The sequence below is a fragment of the Micromonospora sp. NPDC047730 genome, assembly GCF_043204765.1.
In the GTDB taxonomy this organism is placed as follows: domain Bacteria; phylum Actinomycetota; class Actinomycetes; order Mycobacteriales; family Micromonosporaceae; genus Micromonospora.
This window is the reverse complement of sequence record NZ_JBIDCU010000001.1, coordinates 744,644-768,813: the sequence shown is the minus strand read 5'-3', so window position 1 is coordinate 768,813 and position 24,170 is coordinate 744,644. Positions and strand designations below refer to the sequence as shown.

The following is a 24,170-nucleotide window of genomic DNA, read 5'->3' as shown; positions in this document are numbered from 1 at the left end:
GGGAAACAACACTCCGGGCAAGCCTACGCCGGAGCCCGGGTCGGACGCTGACTGCGACCCGACGGTACGCCGACTTGTCGTTGTCTTCGAGTACGGCCGACGGGGGCGTATCGTTCGCGCCGATGGCCGACAACATTGCCCGGGTATTCGCCGACGCGATCGCGCCCGACCCGACCCGACCGCTGCTGACCTGGTACGACGACGCCACCGGCGAGCGGACCGAACTCTCCGGCGCGACGCTGGCGAACTGGGTGGCCAAGACGGCCAACCTGCTCGTGGACGAGGTGGCCGTGGGCCCCGGCGACACGGCCGGGGTGCTGCTCCCGCCGCACTGGCAGACCGCGGCGGTGCTGCTCGGATGCTGGTCGGCCGGGCTACGGGTGGCCGACACGCCGGGCGACGTGGAGGTGCTCTTCGCCGCCGTCACGCGGCTCGCCGAGGCGGACGCCTGGTCGGCCGGCGAGCGGTACGTCCTCGCCCTCGACCCGTTCGCCCTGCCGATGCGGCAGGTGCCGCCCGGCTTCGCCGACTACGTCTCGGAGGTGCGCGCGCACGGGGACCACTTCACCCCGTACGCCGCCGGCGGCGAGGAGCTGGTGGAGTGCGCGCGGCGGCGCGCGGGCGAGCTGGGCATCGCCCGCGACGACCGCGTCCTGGTCGACACGGGGGCGCACCCCGACCCGGTCGACTGGCTGCTCGCCCCGCTGGCGGCCGGCGCCAGCTCGGTCCTCTGCGCCAACCTCGACCGCTCCCGCGCCGCCTCCCGCGCCGCAACGGAAAAGGTCACCCAGACCCTGACCTGACCCCCGCCCCCGCACCGCGCCCGCGCCCGCGCCGCCCCCGCGCCCGCACCGCCCCTGCCCCCGCGCCCGCGCCCGCGCCCGCGCCCGCGCCCGCGCCCGCGCCCGCGCCCGCGCCCGCGCCGATCTTGCAGTTGCTGCCCTCGATATGGGCGATTCACCCCATGGGTCGGGGCAGAAAGTGCAAGATCGGCGCGCGAAGGAGGGCGGGGTGGGTCAGGCGGGGGTGGTCTCCGGGTGGGTGGTGGCGCGGCGCTGGGCGAGGGTGGCGAACGCCGACAGGGACTCCGGGTTGGCCAGGGCGCCCTTGGCCGCCGCCGAGTCGACCGGGGTGCCGGTGAGGATCTTCTTCACCGGGACCTCCAGCTTCTTCGCCGAGAGGGTGCGCGGCACGGCGCGAACCTGGTGGATCTCGTCCGGGACGTGCCGCGGCGACAGGGCGGTACGCAGCTCCCGGCAGATCTTCTTCCGCAGCGCGTCGTCCAGCTCCAGGCCCTCGGCGAGCACCACGAACAGCAGCAGCTCGCCGGCGCCGCCCTCGTCGTCCTCCAGGTGCACCACCACCGAGTCGACGACCTCGTCCAGCCCCTCGACGACCGAGTAGAACTCGGCGGTGCCCAGCCGCACGCCGCCCCGGTTGAGGGTGGCGTCGGAGCGGCCCGTGATCACGCAGCCGCCCCGGTCGTTGATCGTGATCCAGTCGCCGTGCCGCCAGACGCCCGGGTACAGGTCGAAGTACGCCTCCCGGTAGCGGGCGCCGTCCGGGTCGTTCCAGAAGCCCACCGGCATGCTCGGCATCGGCTCGGTGATCACCAGCTCGCCCAGCTCGCCGATCACCGGGGTGCCGTCGGCCGAGCGGGCCTCCACCTTGGCGCCCAGCGCCCGACAGGTGATCTCCCCGGCGTGCACCGCCAGCAGCGGCACCCCACCCACGAAGCCGGTGCAGACGTCCGTGCCGCCGGAGAGCGACTGGAGCTGGAGGTCGTCGCCGACCGTCTCGTACACCCAGGTGAAGCCCTCGGCGGGCAGCGGCGCGCCGGTCGAGCCGACCCCGCGCAGCGCGGTCAGGTCGGCGATCTCCCTCGGCACCAGCCCCGCCTTGCGACAGGCCAGCAGGAACGGCGCGGACGTGCCGAAGTACGTGGTGCCAGTCTCCTCCGCCAGCCGCCACAGCGCGCCCAGGTCGGGGTGGCCCGGGTTGCCGTCGAACAGCACGATCGCCGCGCCCACCGCCGGCCCGGAGACCAGGAAGTTCCACATCATCCAGCCGGTGGTGGTAAACCAGAAGAACCGGTCCGCCGGGCCCAGGTCGTGGTGCAGGGCCAGCATCTTCAGGTGCTCCAGCAGGATGCCGCCGTGGCCGTGCACGATCGGCTTGGGCAGCCCCGTCGTGCCGGAGGAGTAGAGCACGTAGAGCGGGTGGTCGAAGGCGACCGGGGTGAAGGTCAGCGGCTCGTCGGTCTCGGCGGCCAGGTCGGACCAGGCGAGCGCGCCCTCGGGCGGCGGGCCGGCCGGGTCGAGGTAGGCGATGCCGACGGTGTGCGCCAGCGACGGCAGGGCGGCCCGGATCGCGGCCACCTCGCCGCGCCGGTCCACCGGCTTCTCGCCGTACCGGTAGCCGTCCACGGCGACGAGGACCTTCGGCTCGATCTGCTGCCAGCGGTCGGTGACACTGCGGGTGCCGAACTCGGGCGCGCAGGAGGAGAAGATCGCGCCCAGGCTGCTGGTGGCCAGCAGCAGCACGTACGTCTCGGGGATGTTCGGCGCGTACGCGGCCACCCGGTCGCCGGCGGTGACGCCGAGTCGGCGCAGCCCGGCCGCCACCCGGCGGACCTGCTCGCGCAGCCCGGCGGCGGTGAGGGTGACCGGCGCCCGGGTCTGGCCGTGCGCGATCACCACCGGGTCGTCGTCGGCCCGGCCGGGCATCCGCAGCACGTTCTCGGCGTAGTTGAGGGTGGCGCCGGGGAACCAGCGGGCGCCGGGCATCCCCCGGTCGGTCAGCGTGGCGGTCGGCGGGGTGTGGGCGACCACCTCGAAGTGGTCCCAGACCGACTGCCAGAACGCCTCCAGGTCGGTGACCGACCAGCGCCACAGCTCGTCGTAGTCGGCGAAGTCCACGCCCCGGTGCTCCCGCAGCCAGCGCAGGTAGTTCCCGATCTGGGACCGCTCGCGTACGTCCGCCGGCGGCGTCCACAGCACGTCACCCACTGCTCCACCCTCCCCTGGCCCCGCACGACACTGTGAAATGGGCCGTGGCGCCATCTTGCCCTACCTCGAAGCGCCATTCTCCGCACCCGGCCCCCGTCGGCGCACGTGCCGAACCCACATGCCCCACCACCACCCTGTGTGGGCCGGGTGTAAGGAAGGGCACCTTCCTAACGTCTGCGGTAGAGGAAGGGACCCTTCCTTACACCTCAGCCTTCGTGATGGGTCAGCCGGCGCGGTGGGCCTGGATGGCGCGGCGGCGGGCGAGGCGGTGGGCCCGGCGGATCTCCGCCTCCCGGAACCGCCGCTCGTCCTCCGTGGTCTCCGGCAGCACCGGCCGGACCGCCCGTGGCGCGCCGCCGACGTCGACGCCCACGAAGACGAGGTACGCGGTGGCCACCCCGACCGGCTCGTCCTCGGCCGAGTCCCACCGCTCGGCCACCACCCGGACGCCCACCTCCATCGAGGTCTGCCCGGTCCAGTTCACCTGGGCGTGCGCGTGCACCAGGTCGCCGACCCGGACCGCCTCGGCGAAGACGATCTCGTCGATGGCCGCGGTGACCGCCGTGCCGCCGCTGTGCCGGGCGGCCGCCGCCCCCGCCACGTCGTCGATGAACTTCATCAGCACCCCGCCGTGCACGGTGCCGTAGAGGTTGACGTCGACAGCGGTCATGATCCGGCTCAGGGTGACCCGGGAGTACGAGGTCGGCTTGCCGGCCGGCGCGGTGGAGGGGTGCTCGGTCATGTCGGAAACGGTACGGTGCGCGGATGCGACATCTCTGGAGCTTCCTCGCCGGGTTGGTGGTGGCACCCGTCACGTGGGTGCTGGTCACGCTCGGGCAGGACGGGTCGGCGGGCACCGTCGACCGTTGGGTCGAGATCGGCACGTCCAACTCGGCCAATCTCATCGAGCCTGCCGTCTACCTCGCCGTCGGCGGGATCCTGCTCGGCCTGCTCGGCACGCTGCGCATCTCACCGCTCGGCCCGCTGGTGGCCGGGCTGCTGCTCGCCGCCCCGTACGTGGGGACGTTCGCCGCGCCGTTCGAGGTGCGGGACCGCATTCCGGACGGCTGGAAGGTCTTCGGTGACCCCCTGCCGCTGCACGTGCCGGTGGAGAACGGCACCCTCTTCCTGATCGGGCTGCTGCTGATCATGGCGACGTTCAGCGGGCAGCGCTGGCGCCGGTGGCCGCGCCCGGCCGCCGAGGTGGCGCCGGAGCCCGCGACCGGCCCGGAACGGGACGACTTCACCCTGACCGACTGGCCCCCGGCCGGCTCGACCGACCGGGACACCGCCCCGCTGACCCTGGGCTACCCGGACGACTCGACGCCGACCGAGCCGCTGCCCCGCCGCACCGGCGGCGAGTCGCCGTGGTCGGCGCCGCCGCGCACCGGCAACCAGCCGGAGGACACGACCGAGATCCGGTGACAGATCGGGCGGGCCGGGAGACCGGCCCGCCCGACGACCGGTCAGCCCTTGAGGAGCTGGCGGGCCATCACGATGCGCTGCACCTGGTTGGTGCCCTCGTAGATCTGGGTGATCTTGGCGTCGCGCATCATCCGCTCGACTGGGTAGTCCCGGGTGTAGCCGTAGCCGCCGAGCAGCTGCACCGCGTCGGTGGTGATCTCCATCGCCGCGTCCGAGGCGAAGCACTTGGCCGCCGCGCCGAAGTAGGTCAGGTCGGCGTCGCCGCGCTCCGACTTGCCGGCGGCGGCGTACGTCAACTGCCGGGCCGCCTCCAGCTTCATGCCCATGTCGGCGAGCATGAACTGGACGCCCTGGAACTCGGCGACCGCCTTGCCGAACTGCTTGCGCTCCTGCACGTACCCCTTGGCGTAGTCGAGCGCGCCCTGGGCGATGCCGAGGGCCTGCGCGGCGATGGTGACCCGGGTGTGATCCAGGGTCCTCATCGCGGTGGCGAAGCCGGTGCCCTCGGCGCCGATCATGCGGTCCGCCGGGATCCGGACGTTGTCCAGGTAGACCTCGCGGGTCGGCGAGCCCTTGATGCCGAGCTTCTTCTCCGGGGCGCCGAAGCTGATCCCGGCGTCGGACTTCTCCACCACGAACGCGGAGATGCCCCGGGACCGGGCCGTCGGGTCGGTCACCGCGAAGACCGTGTAGAACTCCGAGACCCCGGCGTTGGTGATCCAGCGCTTGACGCCGTTGAGCACCCAGTGATCGCCGTCACGTACGGCGCGGGTGGTCATCGAGGCCGCGTCGCTGCCCGCCTCCGGCTCGGAGAGGCAGTACGAGAACATCGCGTCGCCCGACGCGACACGGCTCAGGTAGCGGCGCTTGAGCTCCTCCGAGCCCGCCAGCAGCAGCGGCATGGTGCCCAGCTTGTTGACCGCGGGGATCAGCGAGGAGGACGCGCAGGCCCGCGCCACCTCCTCGATCACGATGGCCGTGGCCAGGGCGTCCGCGCCCGCGCCGCCGTACTCGACGGGGATGTGCGGTGCGTGGAAGTCCGCGGCGCGCAGCGCGTCGTAGGACGCCTTCGGGAACTCACCGGTCTCGTCCGCCTCGGCCGCGTGCGGGGCCACCTTGGCCGCACAGACCTCACGGACCGCCTCCCGGATCGCCTCGTGCTCCTCCGGCAACCGGTAGACGTCGAACGACTGCTCTGCGGCCATGTCGGCCCCTCCCCTTCACCGCTATCATGCGCAGTCTGTAGCGTCTCCTGACCGTCGACGGCGCAGACTGAAGGATAGCGACCAACCTCAGGCGATGTTACCGCCGCGTAGGCTATGGCACGACGAGCGTCGACGCCGCCCGGCGATGATGGAAGTGACAGGCATAGAGTCCCTCCGGTGCCCGCCCAGGCGCCGCAGCAGAACGCGACGCGACGACGCGACGCCAGCGCGAGCGGAGAAGACAGGCGTGACGATCCCGTACCCGAACAGCCAGCCGATGCCCGCCATCGCCGCGGTGACGCCCCCCTCGGGCGCGCAGCGGCCGCGGGTGACCTTCCTGGGCACCGGCTACCTCGGTGCGACGTACGCCATCTGCTACGCGGAGCTGGGCTACGAGGTCCTCGGCTTCGACGTCGACGCCGACAAGATCGCCATGCTGAACGCCGGCGAAGTGCCGATCCACGAGCCGGGCCTGGACGAGCTGCTCAAGCGCAACCTGGCGGCCGGGCGGCTGCGATTCAGCACGGACATCGCCGAGGTCGCCGAGTTCGGCGACGTGCACTTCATCTGCGTCGGCACGCCGCAGATCGCCGACGGCATGGGCGCCGACCTGTCGTACGTCGAGGCGTCGGTGACCAGCCTGGCCCAGCACCTGACCCGCAAGGCGCTGATCGTCGGCAAGTCCACCGTGCCGGTCGGCACCGCCGAGTGGGTCGAGCAACTGGTGAGCAAGCACACCCCCGCCGACCTCGGCGTCGAGGTGGCGTGGAGCCCCGAGTTCCTCCAGGAGGGCTTCGCCGTCGACGACGTGCTGCGGCCCAACCGGATCGTGGTCGGCGTCAAGAGCGAGTGGGCCAACGGCATGCTCTACGCCGCCCACAAGGGCGTCTTCGACCTGGCCGCCACGGAGGACCGCGAGGTGCCCCTGGTGGTCACCGACTTCGCGACCGCAGAGCTGGTCAAGGTCGCCGCGAACGCCTTCCTCGCCACCAAGATCTCCTTCATCAACGCAATGGCCGAGGTCTGCGAGGCCGCTGGCGGCGACGTCACCCACCTCGCCCGGGCCATCGGCTTCGACCCCCGCATCGGCAACCGCTTCCTCCAGGCCGGGCTCGGCTTCGGCGGCGCCTGCCTGCCCAAGGACATCCGGGCCTTCCAGGCCCGCGCCCAGGAGCTCGGCGCCGGGGAGGCGCTGCGCTTCCTGCACGAGGTCGACCTGATCAACATGCGCCGCCGGACCCGGGTCGTCCAGCTCGCCGCCGAGCTGCTCGGCCGCCGGTCCGGGCCGGCCGGGCCGGACCTGTCCGGCACCCGGATCGCCGTGCTCGGCGCGACCTTCAAGCCCAACACCGACGACGTACGCGACGCCCCGGCGCTCGCCGTCGCGTCGCTGCTGCGCAAGGCTGGCGCCGACGTGCACGTCTACGACCCGCAGGGCATGGAGCGGGCCCGCGCGGTGGCCCCCGAGCTGGTCTACGAGCCCGGCATCAACGAGGCCGTGACCGGCGCCGACCTCGTCTGCGTGCTCACCGAGTGGGCCGACTTCCGCAACGCCGACCCCGTCGCCCTCGGCGAGCTGGCCGCCGGCCGCCGGGTGGTCGACGGGCGCAACTGCCTGGACTCGGCACTGTGGACGCAGGCCGGCTGGGAGTACCGCGGCATGGGCCGCCCCTGACCATCGACCGCTGAACCGGCCGGCCGTGGAGCACGCTCCGCGACCGGCCGTTTGCCGTCCGCGTGGACGATCTTTGCCCCGGACCCGCCGACAACTGTCGAAATCCGCGCCCGCATTCGGCATGCTGCCAAGGTGGGAGTCCACAGTGCGGGTGGAGGGGTGTCGTGGCGAGCTTTCAGTGCTCCTCGTGCGGCCGGGAGATCAAACCGGCCGTCAGCTGCCCGCACTGCGGCGCGCACCAGCCACAGTGGGTCGAGCACCTGGCGGAGATCGAGCGGTCCATCGCGGAGATGAAGGCCCGCGAGGCCGCCATCGCCAGCGAGCAGCGACAGATCGCCGCCAAGATGCAGGCCGCGCTCTTCCAGCGGGACATCCTCGCGCACGCCGGTGAGGAACGTCTCAAGCAGGCCACCCGCCCCCGCCGGGTGCTGCGCCGCCGGCCCGGCCGCCGCCCGCCCACCGCCGCCACCGGCGCACCGCCCCGGGTGCCCCGGCAGGGCACCCCGGCCGGCCCGGAGGACCCGCCCCCGCCGCCGAGCGCCACCTGGCTCGACGCCGACGACCCGGAGCACCCGCCGGAGGCGTCCTCCCGCGAGGTGCAGAACATCCCCCTCGGGCTCGGCGCGCTGCTGCTCGGCGTCGCCGCGGTGGTCTTCGCCGCGGTGGCCACCAGCTCGATGGACGCGCTGGCCCGGCTGGGCATCCTGCTGCTCGCGACCGTGCTGATGCTGCTCGCCCCGCCCGTGCTGGCACGGCGCGGGCTCACCTCGACCGCCGAGACAATCTCCGCCGTCGGCCTGCTGCTGGTGCCGCTCGCCGGCTACGCGCTGTGGGCGGTGGACCGGATCGGCAACGGCGGCGCCTCGGGTGCGGTCTTCGCCGGGGTGATCTTCGCCGTCACCGCCGGCGTCTCCTTCGGCTACGCGGGCTGGACGGGGCTGCGCGCGCCCCGGTTCGCCACCGTGCTGGCCGCCCAGCCGGTGCTGCCGCTGTTCGCGTACGACCGGGTCACCGGCCCCGGCGGCTGGGCGCTGGTGCTGACCGCGGTGGCCGTGCTCGACCTCTGGCTGGCCCGGTCACCGGTCACCGTGGAGCGGCCGGTCCGCCGGGACCTGCCCGAGCCGCCGGCCGCCCCCGCCGCGTCGGCGGCACCGGCCACGCCCCGGCAGCGTCGCGCCGAGGGCCGGCCGGAGGGGGCCCCGGAGGAGGCCGGCGAGGTGCTCGACGGTGTCCCGCCGGAGCAGGCGACGCCGGCCCCGGCCGCCCGGGCGGTGCCGTGGCTGCGCGAGCTGACCTGGACGCTGCACGGGGTGGCGGTCGCCGTCGCCCTCGCGTACGCCGTCTCCGCCCTGCTGCGCGCGACGACCGTGCCGGCCGCGACCGGAGCGGGGCTGGCGCTGTTGCTGGCCGCCGCCGTGGGCCTGGCCGGAACGCTGGTGCTGCGCCGGCCGCCGTTGCCCGACCTCGGCGCCGGGATCTTCACCCTGGCCGTGATCGGCGCGCTGAGCCGGATCGCCTCGGTGGCGCTACCCGGCCGGGCGCTGCTGCTGATCGCGGTGGTCATCACCGTCACCGGGCTCGCCGTGCGGGCGGTGCCGGAAGCCGCCCGGCGCGGCCCGCAGCTCGCCTCGGCGGTGGCGCTCACGGTCAGCGGGGTGGTCGTCGCCGGCGGGGCCCTGCGCGCCGGGGTCGCCCCCGTCCGAGCCGCGCTGCCGGCCTGGGCGGCCGACCTCGACCGCCACCCGGCCGAGCTGGCCGCCGCGGTCGGCCCGGCCGCCTGGCAGCTCGCCGCGAGCGCCTTCCTGCTGACCGTGGCCGCGGTGCTGGCCCTGCCGCCGGAGATCCGCCGGGAGTTCGCGGTGGTCGGCGCGGCGCTGACCGCGCTCGCCGTACCGGCGTCGTTCGGTCTCGGGTGGGCGGTGGCGCCCTGGCCGATGGTCCTGACCGCGATCGGCATCGGGGTCGTCGGGCTCTCCGCCCGGACCGGACGGGCGGCCGTGGCGCACGCGGTCGCCGCGGCCGGCGTCGGGCTGTTCGGGGCGGGCGCCGCCCTGGCCCGGCCGGCGCTGACGACCGCGGCCCTGCTCGCGCTCTTCGCCGCCGGGGTGCTGGTCGCCGTGGCACCCCGGATGCGGCTCGCCCCGGCCGCGGCCGACACCGTCTCGGCCTGGGCCGCCGGCGGCGCGGCGTTCGCGCTGCCGGGCGCGGTGGCCGCCTTCGTCGCCGCCACCGTGCCGACCGACCCGACGCCCACCCCGGCGAGCCTGCGCGAGGCCACCGTCCCGGTGCTGGCGGCCAGCTTCCTGGCGGTCTGTGTCACCCTCGGCTACGCCGCCATCGTGCAGGTGTCCCAGCGACACGTCCCGGCGCCGCTGGCGGTGGGCACCGCCCTGGGCACGGTCGTGGTCACCGCCGCCGCGTTCGGGGCCCCCGGCGCCACCGCCGCCGACGCCTGGGTCGGCGGGCTGCTGCTCGTCGCCGCCGCGATGGTGGTGTTCGCCGGCCCCATCGACGCGGGCCGACGCTCCGATCTCGCCCTGGACGGCTCCGACCTCGCCGCCGCGGCGGTGACCGCCGCCCTGATCGCCACCCTCGCCCGGATCGCGGCGGTGCTCGCCCCCGGCGGCCAGCTCGCCGTCGCCGCCGGGCTGGTGCTGGTGGTCGCGGTGGCCGCCCGCGCGATGCCCGAGGAGTGGCGGCGCGGGCCCATCCTCGGCCTTACCGTCGGCGGCGTGCTCATCGGCGTGCTGGCCGGCTGGAGCGCGCTGCGCGGCGGGCTGGGGGTGCTCGCCACCCCCGGCCCGATCTGGGCCGGCGACCTGACCGGCTGGCCGGCCACGTCGACCGGCGGGTCGGCGTGGCAGGCGCCGGTCGCGCTGGCCCTGCTCGGCGTCGCCGCCGCGGTCCTGCTGCCGCCGCCCTGGAAGTACGACGTGTCGGGGGCGGCGGCAGTGCTCGCCACGATCGGCGCGCCGGCCGCGTTCGACCTGCCGTGGTGGTCGCCGGTCCTGGTCGGTGCCATGGTCGCCACGGTCTTCGGGATGGCCGCCGTGGCGGCGACCGACCCGCGCGCCGGGCTGTCCCGGGCGGTCGTGGCGGGCGTGGTGGCCCTGCACGCCGCCGGGGCCGGCCTGGTCCGGCCGTGGACCACCGCGCTGGCGCTGGGCAGCATCGCGCTGATCGGCGTGGTGGTGGCGGCGCTGGCCCGGACGCTGGCCGTGCCGCTGGTCGACGACATCGAGGCCGAGGGGATGCCGCCGCACCTGACGCAGATCGGGGGCGCCGCCGCCGGCGCCGCGCTGCTCGCGTCCCCGGGCGCGGTCGCGGCGCTGGCGGCCGAGTTCGGCCGCTCGCCGGAGGTGGTGCTCACCGCCGCGCTGGCCGCGTCCAGCCTGGGCCTGGCGGCGGTGGCCGCCGCCCGGCGGCGGGTTCCGCAGTACCTGCCCTGGGCGAGCGCGGCGGTGGCCGGCGGCGCCACCGTGACCGCGCTGGCCGCCGTCCCCGCCGGGCTGCCCGTCGGGGTCTACGCCGCCGCCGCGGCCCTGCTCGGGGTGCTCGCCGAGCTGGTCCGCGGCGCGACCGAACCGCCGGCCGGCTCGGCCCAGCCGGTACGGCGCTGGTCGGTGCTGCTCGACGGGGCGCTGCGGCGGCTGCCGGACGACGGCACGCGGCGCTGGCGGGTCAGCCCGGCCGCCGGCGCGCTCACCGTCGCCGCGCTGCCCACCGTCCTGGCGCTGGTGTCGATCGCGCCGTCCCTGGTCGTCGCCCTGGTGGAGCCGCACCGCAGCCTCGCCCGGATCTGGCAGGGGCCACCGCCGGAGCTGCTCACCCCGCCGCCCGGCGCGGTCGACGCCACCCACGTGCTGACCGCGCTGCTGCTCACCGCGACCGCCGCGCTGGCCGCCACCGGGTTCAGCGGCGGCCGGCGCTCCCGGGCGGTGCCCGTGGTGCTGCCCGGCGCGGCCGTGACCCTGCTGATCACTCCGGTGGCGCTGGGCAACGGCTGGCCGGCGAGCACCCTCGCGGCGCTGGCCGTGTTCACCATCTCGATGCTGGGCCTGGCGCTGACCCCGCCCCCGCCGCTGGTCGAGCCGGCCCGTTCCCTGCGGCTGACCCGGGTGCTGGTCTTCGCCATCGGGCTGGCCGCCGGGGGCGCGGGGCTGGCCGGCAGCCTCGCCACCCGGGAGCTGACGCTCTTCACGCTCGGCGGCGCGGTCGGCGTCGGCACGGTGGCGGCGCTGTTCGGCACCACCCAGCGGGCACGCATCCTCGGCTGGCTCTTCGCCTCGCTGATGGCGCAGCTGTTCGTGCTCACCGTCGGCCTGGTGGCCGGGCTCGCGGCCGTCTGGTCCGCCTTCGGCGTGCTGGCGGTCGGCGCGGCCCTACAGGTGTTCGCCGCGACCCTGCCCCGGCTCCGCCGTCCCGAGGCCCAGCGCGAGGCGGCCACCGTGGAGTGGAGCGGGCACGCCGCCGCCCTGATCGCCCTGGCCCTGGCCTTCGACTCGCCCCGGCACATCGCGGCGCTGCTGGCCGCCTGGGGCGCGGTCCTCGGCGTCGCGGCCACCCGGCCGGGCCGCCGGCCGGTGGAGCGGCGCATCCTGTTCTGGGCGGTGGTGGTCTGCGAGATCACCGCCTGGTGGATCCTGATGCGGGTGGCCGACGTGGCGCTGCCGGAGGCGTACACGCTGCCCTTCGCGGCGCTCGCCCTGCTCGTCGGGGTGCTGGAGCTGCGGCACCGGCCCGACCTGAGCAGCTGGGTCGCGTACGGGCCGGCGCTGGTCACCGCGTTCGTGCCGACCCTGGCGATCGTGCTGGCCACCGACTCCAGCACGCTGCGCCAGGTGCTGCTGCTGCTCGGCGCGGTCGCCGTGCTCATCTTCGGCTCGACGAGCCAGCAGCAGGCGCCGGTGATCGTCGGCGCCGCCGTCACCGCGATCGCGGCGGTGCACGCGCTGTTCAGCCTCGGGCCGTGGCTGGCGCTGATCCCGGTCGGGCTCCTGCTGCTGGTGCTCGGCGCGAGCAACGAGCGCCGCCGCCGCGCCCAGGAACGCCTCCAGACGGCCCTACGCGGCATGCGGTGAGCCGCAGGGCCCGACGGGCGGCGCCGGGGTCGGACGGGACGCCGAGGCCGGGCCGAACGCACCAGAAGCCGGGCGGGCGGCGCCTGGACGGGCCGGCACGCCGAGGTCGGGCTGAACCCCGGGCGCGCGCTCGGGCAGCGGCGCGACGACCCGCCGGCGCTCGGCGTCGAGATGGCGCGGGACATCGTCCGGAGGAGCCGGACCTCGCCGGCTGACAGAGCGCCGCCGACGAGCGGCCCTGCTGCTCGTCGGCGGCGTCCGTGCGAGTCGGGGGCCCACGACGGGACCATCGCCCCTGCCCCGGCCCCCGGATGGTCGCGGTCGGCTACTGGAACCGGGCGACGTAGCGGCGCTGCCAGGGGGTCTCGATGGCCTGGGGCGAGTAGTGCTGCCGGACGTAGGCGACCGCCCGGTCGTTCGGCATCCCGTCGATCACCGCGAGGCAGGCGAGGGCGGTGCCGGTGCGTCCCTTGCCGCCGCCGCAGGCGACCTCGACGCGGCCGTCCTCGGCGCGGGCCCACGCCTCGCGTAACGCGGCGGCGGCCGCGACGCGGTCGGACGGAGCCAGAAGTCGGGCCAGCGCACCCAGCGGTGCTCCCAGGCCACCGGAGCCGGCGGCTTACCGAGGAGATAGAGCGCGAAGGTGGGTTCCGCTCCCTCCGGGAGCGGGCGTCGAAGTCCCCGGCCGCGGACGAGTCGGCCGGACGGCAGCCGGAGCACGCCCGGCGCGGTGGGGTCCCATGAAGTGGTCATCTGTCGTCAGGGCCGCCGTGCCCTCGCGGGCCGGTGTGCCCGTCCTCCTTCCGGTTCGGTGTGTGTGTCGGGCAAGGATCATCGGGGTCGGCGGCCCGTCACGCGCGGCGCGCCGTCCCGCCGACCCGGCTACCGGTCGACGGCCGCCACGAGGACCTGCGTGTCGGCGTCACGGTCGGCGTCCGCGACCGCGGTCCGACGGCGGCCGGCGAGGAATCGCGGCGCCCACCAGTTGGCCTCGCCGAGCAGTCGCATGAGCGACGGCAGGACGACCGCGCGGATGACGGTGGCGTCGATCAGGATCGCGGCGGCCAGCCCCACGCCGAGTTGCTTGAACTCGACGACCGACAGGGTGGCGAAGATGCAGAACACGGCGACCATGATGATCGCGGCGCTGCTCACCGTGGACGCCGACGAGACGATGCCCCGCTCGATCGCCTCCCGGGTCGGTACGCCCCGCAGGACCGCCTCGCGGATGCGGCTCACGACGAACACGTGGTAGTCCATCGAGAGCCCGAAGAGGATGACGAACAGCATCAGCGGCAGCCAGGACACGATCGCGCCGTTGGAGGTGAACCCGAGCAGGTCTTCCGCCCAGGTGTGCTGGAAGACCAGCACCAGCAGCCCGTACGAGGCGGCCACGGAGATCGCGTTGAGCAGGATCGAGGTCATCGCCACCACGACCGAGCGGAACGTGACGAGCATGACCAGGAAGGTCATGGCGAGCACGAACGCGACGACCGCCGGCAGCGCGTCGGCCATGCGGTCGCGGAAGTCGGCGTCGTTGGCGGTACGGCCGGCCACCGCCCACTCCGTGCCCGGGACCGTGCCGACCGTCTGCGGCAACAACTCGGCGCGCAGCCGGTGCAGCGACTCGGCCGCCGCGCGGCTGTCGGTGGTGCCCGCGACCCGGACGGTCGCCAGGAAGACGGTGCCGTCGGCGGACCTGCGTACGGTCGGGGTGCGGTCCTGTGCGAACCGGCCGTCCCCCTTGATGAGCGCGGCGAGATCGGTGATCTCGCGCTCCACCGCCGGCCCGCCCGTGCCGCCGGTGCGGATCGCGACGAGGTGGCTGGTGCCGAGGTCGTTGCCGGGGAACGCCTGGGCCAGGCGGTCGTAGGTGTGCAGGATCGGGATCGAGCGGGGCAGGTCGGTGAGGGTGGGCCGCTTGAGGTTCATCCCCAGCGCCGGGACGGCCACGACGACCAGCACTCCGACGGAGATCACGAACGTCGCCAGCGGCGCGCGCAGCGCCGGCCGCAGGACCGCCGCCCAGAAGCGGCTGCGCTCCGCCCGCTGGATCCGCCGGCCGAGGAAGGGCACCCGGGGCCGGTCCACCCAGCGTCCGAGCACGACCAGGATCGCGGGCAGGACGGTGAGGGATCCGATCATGGCCACCCCGACGACCAGGATGGAGCCGGTCGCCATCGAGCTGAACGTGTTGTCGCCGACCAGGAACAGGCTGGCCATGGCGACCATGACGGCCACGCCGGAGACCAGCACGGCGTGCCCCGAGGTGCGGGCCGCGATCTCGACCGCGCTGCGGTGGTCGCGCCCGCGGGCCCGTTCCTCGCGCTCGCGGCGCAGGTAGAACAGCGAGTAGTCGACGCCGACCGCCATGCCGATCAGCAGGATGATGCTGTTGACCATCTCCCCCGCCGGGAAGATGTGCGAGGCGAACTGGGCCAGGCCCATCGCGCCGGCCACGGCCGACAACGCCAGCACGACGGGCACGCCGGCGGCGATCAGGGCGCCGAAGCTGAACAGCAGGATCACCAGCGCCACGGGCACGCTGATCAGTTCCGCCTTGACGAAGTCGGCCGCCAGCGTCTCGGTCAGCGCCTTCGACAGCGAACCCGATCCCACCTGTTCCACCCGGAGGTCGGGATGCCGCTGCTGCGCCTGCGACGTGACGTCCAGCAGCGGCGCGACCCGCGCGTCGGCGTCGTCCGCCGAACCGGCCATCTCCACCTCGACCAGCAGCGCCTGACGGCTGGGGGAGGTGACCGGGTCCGCCACCTTCGCCACGTCGGGCAGGGCGCGCATGCGCGTCGACAGGTCGGTGGCCACGGCCCGCGCCCAGTCGAGATCGAGTTCGCCGGCCCGCGCCGTGATCAGGACGCTCTCCGCCGCCGGGGCCTTGGGGAAGGCCCCGGCCTGCTCGATGCGGTCCGCACGGGCCAGTTCCCCGTGCAGGCTGTCCTGCGTGGTCGCCTCGACCGTGCCGGCGAGGCTGCCGCCGACCACGCTGGCCAGCACGAAGCACAGCCAGGCCGTGATGGCGAGCCAGGGATGGTTGGCGCTCCACCGGCCAATCCGCGTGGTGAAGGGTTCCGGGGCCGACAGGCCGGCGTGCTTCGGCGCACGCGACAAACGGATCATGCCGACGACGCTACGAATCCGGCGTGGCCCGGACCATGAGGTCGACCGCCGACTCCGCGGGGCCGCCCCCAGCCGTCGGGGTGCGGAAAACCGCACCCGGGCTCGGTCCTCGCACCCTGTCGCCGGGACCCGACCCGGGCGACGGAGGCGCGGAGGGCGGGGGCCGTCAGGCGACGGAGGCGCGGAGGGCGGGGGCCGTCAGGCGAGGGAGGCGCGGAGGGCGGCGTCCTTCTCGGCGACCAACTGCTCCAGGTCCGCCTGGTAGGCCGCCATCCGGTCGAGCAGGGCGGGGTCGCCGGCCGCCAGGATCCGGACGGCGAGCAGCCCGGCGTTGCGGGCGTTGCCGATGGACACCGTGGCCACCGGCACGCCGGCCGGCATCTGCACGATGGAGAGGAGCGAGTCCATCCCGTCGAGGTGCTTCAGCGGCACCGGCACGCCGATCACCGGCAACGGCGTCACCGAGGCGACCATGCCGGGCAGGTGCGCGGCGCCACCGGCCCCGGCGATGATGACCTTGAGGCCCCGGTCGACGGCGGCGCGGCCGTACTCGATCATCTTGGTCGGCGTGCGGTGCGCGGAGACCACGCCGACCTCGTACGACACCTCGAACTCGGCCAGCACCTCGGCGGCGGCCTTCATGGTCGGCCAGTCCGAGTCGCTGCCCATGATCAGCCCGATGGTGCCCACAGCGGCATCCGCACGTTCACCGGTCACGCTCACTGGTGCCCCTCCCGCAGCCAGCGGGCGGCCCGCGCGGCCCGCGTCCGTACGTCGTCCAGGTCGTCGCCGAGCACCGTGACGTGCCCGATCTTGCGGCCGGGTCGCACCTGCTTGCCGTAGAGGTGCACCTTGGCGCCCGGCTCCGCCGCGAAGAGGTGGTGCAGCCGCTCGTCGATCGACATCCCGCCCGGCTCGCCGCCGAGCACGTTCGCCATCACCACGACGGGCGCGGTCAGCGAGGTGTCTCCCATCGGGTAGTCGAGCACCGCCCGCAGGTGCTGCTCGAACTGCGACGTGCGCGCGCCCTCGATGGTCCAGTGCCCGGAGTTGTGCGGTCGCATCGCCAGCTCGTTCACCACGATCCGGCTGCCGGCGGGCGCGGTCGGGTCGGCGACCTCGAACAGCTCCACCGCGAGCAGGCCGACCACGCCGAGCGCGGTGGCCAGGTCGATGGCGAGCTGCTGGGCGGCGACCGCCAGCTCCTCCGGCAGACCCGGCGCGGGGGCGAGCACCTCGACGCAGATGCCGTCCCGCTGCACCGTCTCGACCACCGGGTACGCGGCGACCTGCCCGAACGGCGAGCGGGCCACCTGCACGGCGAGTTCCCGGCGCAGCGGCACCCGCTCCTCGACGATCAGCCGGGTGCCGCCGGCGAGCAGCGTCGCGGCCAGCTCGGTGGCCTGCGCCGCGTCGCCGACCAGCCAGACGCCCCGGCCGTCGTAGCCGCCGCGGGCCGCCTTGAGCACGACCGGCCAGCCGGTCTCGTCGCCGAAGGCCACCAGGTCGGCCGGTTCGGCGACCGGTCGCCACGCCGGGTTCGGCGCGCCCAGCTCGCCGAGCCGCTCCCGCATCACCCGCTTGTCCTGGGCGTGCAGCAGCGCGTCGGCCGGCGGGAAGAGCTTCACGCCCTCGGCGGCCAGCGCCCGGATGTGCTCGGTGGGGACGTGCTCGTGGTCGAAGGTGACCACGTCACAGCCCTTGGCGAAGGTGCGCAGCGCGGCGAGGTCGGTGTGGTCGCCGTACTGGACGTCGGCGGCGACCAGCGCGGCGCCGTCGTCGGGGGCCAGCGCGAGCACACGCAGCGACTGGCCGAGGGCGATCGCGGCCTGGTGGGTCATCCGGGCCAGCTGGCCACCACCCACCATGCCGACAACGGGCAGACCGGTACGGGAATCCATAGCGGCGCCAGCCTATCCGGGCGACCCGTCCGCCGCCCCGCCGGATGGCCGATCGCACACCGCCGCGGCCGTGGGCCTCAGCGCCGGCCGAGCTGGCCGACCAGGTCCTCCACCATCGTCACCGGGCGCTCGCAGACGAAACCCCGACAGGCGTACGCGGTGGGCCGCCCGTCGACCATCGGCCGGTCGGCGAGCAGCGGCACCCCGGCCTGTCCCGGGCGGCCCGCCACGATCACCGCGCCGGGCGGGGCGTGCCGGTGCGCCGCCGCCACCAGGGGGTCGCCGGTCGGCTCGTCGGTGACCACCGCGATCTCGTACGGCCCGGAGAGCAGCGCCTCGCCGACGGTGGCCGCGTAGCCGGTGAACCGGGCGTGCCGGCCGACGATCGGCGCCACGGTCGACAGCGCGGCCTCGGCGGCCTCCCGGTAGCGGGTCTCACCGGTCAGGGCCGCGTACGCGACCAGCGCCGCGACGATCGCCGAGCGCCCGGACGGTGTGGCGTTGTCGGTGGGGTCGGCGGGGCGGGTGACCAGCCGCTCGGCGTCGTCGGCGGTGTCGTAGAACCCGCCGCCGGGGGCGGCGAACCGCTCCAGCGCGACGTCGAGCAGCCGGCCGGCCAGCGTCAGCCAGCGCCCCTCCCCGGTGAGCTGGTGCAGCGCGCAGAACGCCTCGGCCACGCAGCCGTGGTCCTCCAGCACGCCGGCGGGCTCGCCGACCACGCCGGCCCGGGAGACCCGGCGCAGCCGCCCGTCCACGATGTGCCGCTCGGCGAGCACCTCGCCGATGCGGACCGCGGCGGCGGCGGTGACCGGGTCGCCGGTGAGCGCGCTGTGCTCGACCAGCGCGGTGACCGCGAGCCCGTTCCAGGAGGCGACCACCTTGTCGTCCCGGGCCGGCTGGGGCCGGGTGTCGCGGACCTCGCGCAGCCGGGCCCGGATCCGCTCCCACCGGGCGGCCACCTCCGGGGCGGCGGCGTCCACGTCCCGGGCCAGCCGCAGCACGCTCGTGCCGTGCTCGAACGAGCCTTCCTCGGTGACCGCGAACAGGTCGGCGGCGAAGCGGCCGTCGTCCTCCCCCAGCGCCTCCACGAGCTGGGCCGGGGTCCAGGAGTAGGTGAGCCCCTCGACGCCCTCGGTGTCCGCGTCCAGCGCGGAGGCCAGGCCGCCCTCGGGCGTGCCCAGGTCATCGATCATGAAGGCGGCGGTCTCGGCCGCGACCCGGGCGGCAAGCGGGTCGCCGGTCAGCCGCCAGAGCTGGGTGTACGTCCGCAGCAGCAGCGCGTTGTCGTAGAGCATCTTCTCGAAGTGCGGCACGGTCCAGTGCGCGTCGACCGAGTAGCGGGCGAAGCCGCCGGCGAGCTGGTCGTAGATGCCGCCGCGGGCCATCGCCTCGCAGGTGTGCCGGGCTACCTCCAGGCTCCGCGCCGAGCCGGTGCGCTGGTGGTGCCGGAGCAGGAAGAGCAGGTTCATGTGCGGCGGGAACTTCGGCGCGCCGCCGAAGCCGCCGTTCACCTCGTCGTACTCGCCGCCGAGCTGGTCGGCCGCGGCGTCGAGCAGCGCGGCGTCCAGGGGCGCGGTGGGGCCGCCGACGGCCTGGGCTCCGCCGATGGCCTCGACCACGGCGGCGCCCTGCGTGATCACGGCGTCCCGCTGGTCCCGCCAGGCGGCGGCGACCGACTGGAGCAGCCGGACGAAGTTCGGCCGGGGGAAGTAGGTGCCGCAGAAGAACGGGGTGCCGTCCGGGGTGGCGAAGACGGTCATCGGCCAGCCGCCCTGCCCGGTCATCGCCTGGGTGGCGGTCATGTAGACGGCGTCGACGTCGGGTCGCTCCTCGCGGTCCACCTTGATCGCGACGAAGTCGTCGTTCATCAGGGCGCCGACCTGCTCGTTCTCGAACGACTCGTGGGCCATCACGTGGCACCAGTGGCAGGCGGCGTAGCCAACCGAGATGATCACCGGCACGTCCCGGCGCTTCGCCTCGGCGAACGCCTCGTCGCACCACGGCCACCAGTCGACCGGGTTGTCGGCGTGCTGGAGGAGGTACGGGCTCGTGGCGTCAGCGAGTCGGTTCACCCGACGACCATAACCAGCCGGTGCCCCGCCCGCCCGCGCTCCGCGTGGGCGCCCGCCCGAGCGGTGCGGTGCGGTGCGGCCGGGTCAGGAGGCGCCGTCGGCGCGCAGCGGGAAGACGTTCGGCCGGGCCTCGTCGAGCAGGGTGCCCAGCACCGCGCCGATCTTGTCGGCCGGCATCGGCTTGAAGAAGTGGTAACCCTGCGCGGCCGTGCAGCCCAGCTCGGCCAGGGCGGACCGTTGCTCGGCCGTCTCCACGCCCTCGGCGACCACCCGCAGCCCCAGCTCGTGGGCCAGGCCGACGGTCGTCCGTACGATCGCCGCCGCCTCCGGCGAGTCGGCCATCCGGATCACGAAGGAACGGTCCACCTTGAGCTCGTCCACGGCGATCCGGGTGAGGAACGTCAGCGAGGAGAAGCCGGTGCCGAAGTCGTCCACCGCGAGCTGCACGCCCATCGACCGCAGCGTGGTGAGCACCTCGTCGATGACCTCCAGCTCGCTCATCACCACCGTCTCGGTGATCTCCAGGACCAGCCGGTCCGGCGGCACCTCGTGCCGCCGCAGCGCCTCGGCGATCTCGGCGGGCAGGCGGGGGTCGAGCAGGCTGCGCGCCGACAGGTTGACCGAGATCGGCACGTCGACCCCGTCCCGGGCCCAGCCGGCGGCGACGGCGAGCGCCTTGTCCAGCACGTAGCGGGTGAAGCTGCCGAGCTGCTCGCTGTTCTCCACCGGCCGGATGAAGTCGTGCGGGCCGAGCCAGCCCCGGCGCGGGTGCCGCCAGCGGATCAGCGCCTCCACCCCGGTCGGCGCGCCGGTGGCCAGGTCGACCGCGGGCTGCAACGCCAGCACCAGCTGGTCGTCGGCCTTCAGCGCCTCGCGCAGCTCGGCCAGCAGGGCCAGCTGGTCGGTGCTGGCGGCGTCCCTGGTGGAGTCGTACGCGGCGACGCTGCCGCCGCCCTCCTTGGCCTGGTACATCGCGATGTCGGCCCGGCGCAGCAGCTCGGTCAGGTCGGCGGTGCCGGCGTCGGCGACCACCACCCCGACGGAGACCTCGACGGACATCCGGACCCCCGCCACCTCGGTCGGCGCGGCGAGCCGCTCGGCGATCTCGCGGGCCTGCCGCAGCGCGTACGCCATCGCGGCGGCCCGGTCGCCGACCACCGGGACCGACGTCAGCAGCAGGGCGAACTCGTCGCCGCCGAGCCGCGCGAGCAGGTCCCCGGGGCGGGCGAGGGTGCCCAGCCGGTTGGCGGTCAAGCGCAGCAACTGGTCGCCGGCGGCGTGCCCGAGGGTGTCGTTGACCTCCTTGAACTGGTTGATGTCGAGCAGCAGCAGCGCCACCGGATGGTCGTGGGCGAGCTGCCGCAGCGCCTGGTCGCCCTTGCTGAGCATGGCCGACCGGTTCACCAGCCCGGTGAGCTGGTCGTGCACCGCCTCGTACGACGAGCGGGCGGTCACCAGCCGCAGCTCCCGGTGGGTGGCGGCGTCGTGCAGGGCGGCGGCGAGGGCGTCGCCGAACGCGGCCACGGCGTCGCGCTCCCGGGCACTGGGCGGGGCCGAGCGCGGGAAGCGGACCCGCAGCTCGCCCACCTGGGCGGCGCCCACGGTGAGGGTGCGGACCAGCTCGTGCTCCGCCGGGTCGGTCCGGCCCGGCGGCGCGACCTCCCGGTCGACCAGGTGACCACCCGGGTCGCCCCGGTAGCGCCGCCACCGGCCGTCGCCCCGGGCGACGTCGACGTCGACGAGTTCGGCGTTGAACAGCGCCAGCGCCCCGGTCACCGCGGCGGTGGCGACCCCCCGCTCGTCGAGCTGGTTGAGCGCGGCGGTGGCCTCGGCGAAGGCGCGCCAGGTGCGGCGCTCCTGGTCGGCGCGGAGCCGGTGCCGGTAGGTCTGCTGGAGCAGCCAGAGCGGCGGCGGGAGCAGCAGCAGCCAGCGCGCGTCGAGTTCCAGCAGCGCCACCACGACCAGCCCGACGGCGACGTTGCCGACGAACATCAGCAGCTTGCCGCGGAGCGCGGCGAGCAGCGGCGGGGCGACGGGGATGCCGTGCCGGAGCGCCAGGGTGGCCCCGCCCAGCCAGGCGGTCGCGAGCAGGTAGGTGACCGACCCGGCGACCACGGCCAGGGCGAGCCCCGGCGTCGGCGCGGCCAGCAGCGGCCGGCCGAGCGCGGTGGTGACCGAGACGGCCAGCGCGGTGGCGGCGGTCAGCGAGGCCGTGATCCGGACGACCTCAAGCACCGGCCGGCGGTCGCCGAGCAGCGACATCGCCGACCAGGCGAGCCCGGCGCCGAGGAGCGTGGCGGAGGGCAGCCAGCCGGCGGGCGCGAGGTAGAGGCAGATGATCAGCGCGGCCTCGCCCCAGGTGATGCTGACCATTCCGGCGGCGGTGCGGAACCGCAGCCGGGCCAGTTGGGCGACGGCGAACACGACGACGGCAATGCCGAACCGGGCCGGCCCGCCGAGCGCGGCGTCGGCGGGGATGCGCGTCGGCAGGGTCCACCCCACCGCGGCGGCGACCAGGGCGGTCAGCGCGACGGCGGCGGTGAGCAGGAGCAGCCGCGGCGGGGTGCCGCGGTCTTCGAGCCGGTTGGGCGGCTCGCCGGCCATGCCGGAGGTCACCGATCCCCTCCGCCCACGGGCCGATCGCCGGTACGCCGGGCGGCCGCTGCTGTGGTGGTCATCGGCGCCCCCTTCCGCGCACGGCTCGGGAACTCTTGGTCCCCCGGCGGAAGGCTAAGGCAAACCCGGTGGCCGCAACAGGGGGCGACGACCCGGTTCGACGTGAATCATGCGTGGATTACCCGTTGCGGCGCTGCTGACGCCCCTTGGGGGCGTCCGAGGATGAATCCTGCGCCGGCGTCCCGTCTGTCGGATCGACGACCGCCGCGTCCGCCCGGTGCGCGTCGACGGATGGCCCCTGCTGGGGGAACCGGTCGGGCAGCCGGCGCAGCCGGGCGTTCATGTTGCGGATCAGCAGGATGGTCGCCGTCGCCAGGACCAGGATGAGGAAGAGGCCCATCGGCCCCGCCAGGCCACCCGAACGGGTGTCCCCGAAGTTGTTCTGGGCGAGCACCTGTGCAGCGGTCAGCATGGCGTTCCTCCGGTGTGCGGTTGGTGACCAGCGTAGCCGCCCACCGGATCAGCGGGCATGGACCGTCTCGCGCACCCCGGCGAAGAGGTCGGACTCGGGCAGCGGGCTGTCGACCAGCGAGCGGACCAGCTCGAAGTCCTCCGTCGGCCAGGCGCGCCGCTGCACCTCCATCGGCACGTGGAACCAGAAGCCGTCCGGGTCGATCTGGGTGGCGTGGGCCCGCAGCGCGTCGTCGCGGACCGGGAAGTAGTCGGCGCACTCCACGCGGGTGGTGATCCGGGGGCCCTTGTCGGGCCGGTCCTCCCAGCGGGTGAGCCACTCCTCGTAGGGCGACTCCCGGCCGGTGGCGAGGATCGCCTCGTGCAGGGCCATGATCTTGCCCTTCGAGAAGCCGATGTCGTAGTAGAGCTTGAGCGGCTGCCACGGCTCGCCCAGCTCCGGGTAGCGCTCCGGATCACCGGCGGCGTCGAAGGCCGCCACGCTGATCTTGTGCGTCATGATGTGGTCGGGGTGCGGGTAGCCGCCCTCCTCGTCGTACGTGGTGACGACGTGTGGGCGGAACTGGCGCATCAGCCGCACCAGCGGGCCGGCCGCCACCTCGACGTCCTGGAGGGCGAAGCAGCCCTCCGGCAGCGGCGGCAGCGGGTCGCCCTCGGGCAGACCGGAGTCGACGAAGCCGAGCCACGCCTGCTCGACGCCGAGGATGGCCCGCGCGGCGTCCATCTCGCTCCGGCGGATCTCGGCGATGTTGGCCCAGACGTCGGGCCGGTCCATCTTCGGGTTGAGCACGCTGCCGCGCTCGCCGCCGGTGCACGTGACAACCAGGACGTCGACCCCCTCGGCCACGTACTTCGCGGTGGTCGCGGCGCCCTTGCTCGACTCGTCGTCAGGGTGTGCGTGGACGGCCATCAGTCGCAGTCGCTCTGCCAACGTCGGCGCTCCTCGTCTCTGGCGGCCGGCGGACCCCCCGCGGGACCGCCCGGCTGATCTGCCGGCATCCTCCCCCCGCACCGGGACCTGACGGTGCCGACGTGTCATTCTTGACGACGGGACGGGCTGGGAAGATGGAACTCTGCCATTCTTGCCGATGCCGCCGACAACAACGCCAGGAGATACCCGCCGGTGACCGAGACGCACGCCACACTTCCGCCGGGCGCGCCGGCCTTCCCGCCCGGCCGGTACGGCCGCCGCCGGGAACCCGGCCGCCGCCGGCCGCTGTTGGCGGCGCTGCTCGTAATCGCCCTCGTCGCGGTCCTGAGCCTGGTCACGGTCCGGCTCTACCGGCAGTACGGCGACCCGAACTACGACGCCCAGGTGATCACCTACACCGGCATCACCGACAGCCAGGTGCTGGTCGACTTCCGGGTCACCGTGCCCGAGGGCGGATCGGCGGTGTGCCTGCTGCGCGCCCGGGACCGTGCCGGCGCCGAGGTGGCCAAGGAAAAGGTCACGGTGACCGCCCGGCCGGGCCAGCGGCAGGTGACGACGCAGCACCGGCTGGTCACCAGTGCCCGCCCCTTCATCGGCGAGGTGGTGCGCTGCCGGCCCCCGGCCTGAGCAGCAACGACGCGGGCCGGACG

General features: G+C 74.8%; 15 protein-coding genes and 1 pseudogene. 5 read left to right on the top strand and 11 right to left on the bottom strand.

The features are described from left to right. The first annotated feature begins 122 nt into the window (after positions 1–122). Positions 123–803 carry a TIGR03089 family protein gene (locus ACGF5G_RS03700; protein ID WP_393258703.1) on the top strand — a complete coding sequence of 227 codons (681 nt, stop codon included), beginning with the start codon at positions 123–125 and terminating at the stop codon, positions 801–803. Positions 804–1,016: 213 nt separating this feature from the next. Here ACGF5G_RS03700 and ACGF5G_RS03695 read toward each other — a convergent pair whose 3' ends face one another. Together ACGF5G_RS03695 and ACGF5G_RS03690 are read right to left on the bottom strand one after the other, a co-directional pair. After that, positions 1,017–3,008 carry an acetoacetate--CoA ligase gene (locus ACGF5G_RS03695; RefSeq protein WP_393258702.1) on the bottom strand — a complete coding sequence of 664 codons (1,992 nt, stop codon included), beginning with the start codon at positions 3,006–3,008 and terminating at the stop codon, positions 1,017–1,019. A gap of 223 nt (positions 3,009–3,231) precedes the next feature. Then, positions 3,232–3,750 (bottom strand): acyl-CoA thioesterase, encoded by a 519-nt coding sequence (locus ACGF5G_RS03690; protein ID WP_393258700.1) that lies wholly within the window; start codon positions 3,748–3,750, stop codon positions 3,232–3,234. A gap of 23 nt (positions 3,751–3,773) precedes the next feature. Here ACGF5G_RS03690 and ACGF5G_RS03685 point away from each other — a divergent pair, with 23 nt between their 5' ends. Beyond that, positions 3,774–4,433, top strand: a complete 660-nt coding sequence (locus tag ACGF5G_RS03685) for a hypothetical protein (protein WP_393258699.1) — start codon at positions 3,774–3,776, stop codon at positions 4,431–4,433. A 41-nt stretch (positions 4,434–4,474) separates the two neighbouring features. Here the strand turns inward: ACGF5G_RS03685 and ACGF5G_RS03680 are convergent, their stop codons facing one another. Next, positions 4,475–5,638 carry an acyl-CoA dehydrogenase family protein gene (locus ACGF5G_RS03680; RefSeq protein ID WP_393258697.1) on the bottom strand — a complete coding sequence of 388 codons (1,164 nt, stop codon included), beginning with the start codon at positions 5,636–5,638 and terminating at the stop codon, positions 4,475–4,477. Positions 5,639–5,885: 247 nt separating this feature from the next. Between ACGF5G_RS03680 and ACGF5G_RS03675 the strand changes: the two genes are divergently transcribed. Together ACGF5G_RS03675 and ACGF5G_RS03670 are read left to right on the top strand one after the other, a co-directional pair. Then, a complete protein-coding gene (locus ACGF5G_RS03675) occupies positions 5,886–7,313 on the top strand; it encodes a UDP-glucose dehydrogenase family protein (protein ID WP_393258695.1) in 1,428 nt (475 codons plus the stop codon). A gap of 164 nt (positions 7,314–7,477) precedes the next feature. Further along, the gene (locus ACGF5G_RS03670; protein ID WP_393258693.1) at positions 7,478–12,394 is read left to right on the top strand and encodes an SCO7613 C-terminal domain-containing membrane protein; all 4,917 of its coding nucleotides are present in this window, start codon (positions 7,478–7,480) and stop codon (positions 12,392–12,394) included. 460 nt (positions 12,395–12,854) lie between these two features. Here ACGF5G_RS03670 and ACGF5G_RS03665 read toward each other — a convergent pair. The 8 genes and pseudogenes from ACGF5G_RS03665 to mca all read right to left on the bottom strand — a co-directional run. Further along, positions 12,855–12,962: pseudogene (locus ACGF5G_RS03665) on the bottom strand (hypothetical protein); the annotation flags it as partial. 314 nt (positions 12,963–13,276) lie between these two features. After that, positions 13,277–15,529, bottom strand: a complete 2,253-nt coding sequence (locus tag ACGF5G_RS03660; protein ID WP_393258692.1) for an MMPL family transporter — start codon at positions 15,527–15,529, stop codon at positions 13,277–13,279. A gap of 198 nt (positions 15,530–15,727) precedes the next feature. After that, positions 15,728–16,219 carry a 5-(carboxyamino)imidazole ribonucleotide mutase gene (purE, locus tag ACGF5G_RS03655; RefSeq protein ID WP_393258691.1) on the bottom strand — a complete coding sequence of 164 codons (492 nt, stop codon included), beginning with the start codon at positions 16,217–16,219 and terminating at the stop codon, positions 15,728–15,730. A 29-nt stretch (positions 16,220–16,248) separates the two neighbouring features. Then, positions 16,249–17,430 carry a 5-(carboxyamino)imidazole ribonucleotide synthase gene (locus tag ACGF5G_RS03650; RefSeq protein WP_393258689.1) on the bottom strand — a complete coding sequence of 394 codons (1,182 nt, stop codon included), beginning with the start codon at positions 17,428–17,430 and terminating at the stop codon, positions 16,249–16,251. 77 nt (positions 17,431–17,507) lie between these two features. Beyond that, complete coding sequence (locus ACGF5G_RS03645) at positions 17,508–19,502, bottom strand: thioredoxin domain-containing protein (RefSeq protein ID WP_393258687.1); 1,995 nt, start codon at positions 19,500–19,502, stop codon at positions 17,508–17,510. Positions 19,503–19,586: 84 nt separating this feature from the next. Beyond that, positions 19,587–22,106, bottom strand: a complete 2,520-nt coding sequence (locus tag ACGF5G_RS03640) for a putative bifunctional diguanylate cyclase/phosphodiesterase (RefSeq protein ID WP_393259215.1) — start codon at positions 22,104–22,106, stop codon at positions 19,587–19,589. A 190-nt stretch (positions 22,107–22,296) separates the two neighbouring features. Beyond that, the gene (locus ACGF5G_RS03635) at positions 22,297–22,590 is read right to left on the bottom strand and encodes a hypothetical protein (RefSeq protein ID WP_393258686.1); all 294 of its coding nucleotides are present in this window, start codon (positions 22,588–22,590) and stop codon (positions 22,297–22,299) included. Positions 22,591–22,638: 48 nt separating this feature from the next. After that, positions 22,639–23,520, bottom strand: coding sequence for a mycothiol conjugate amidase Mca (gene mca / locus ACGF5G_RS03630; protein ID WP_393258684.1), 882 nt, complete (start codon positions 23,518–23,520; stop codon positions 22,639–22,641). 192 nt (positions 23,521–23,712) lie between these two features. On the opposite strand from mca, the gene ACGF5G_RS03625 reads away from it, so the two are divergent. Beyond that, positions 23,713–24,147, top strand: a complete 435-nt coding sequence (locus ACGF5G_RS03625; protein WP_393258683.1) for a DUF4307 domain-containing protein — start codon at positions 23,713–23,715, stop codon at positions 24,145–24,147. Positions 24,148–24,170 lie beyond the last annotated feature (23 nt).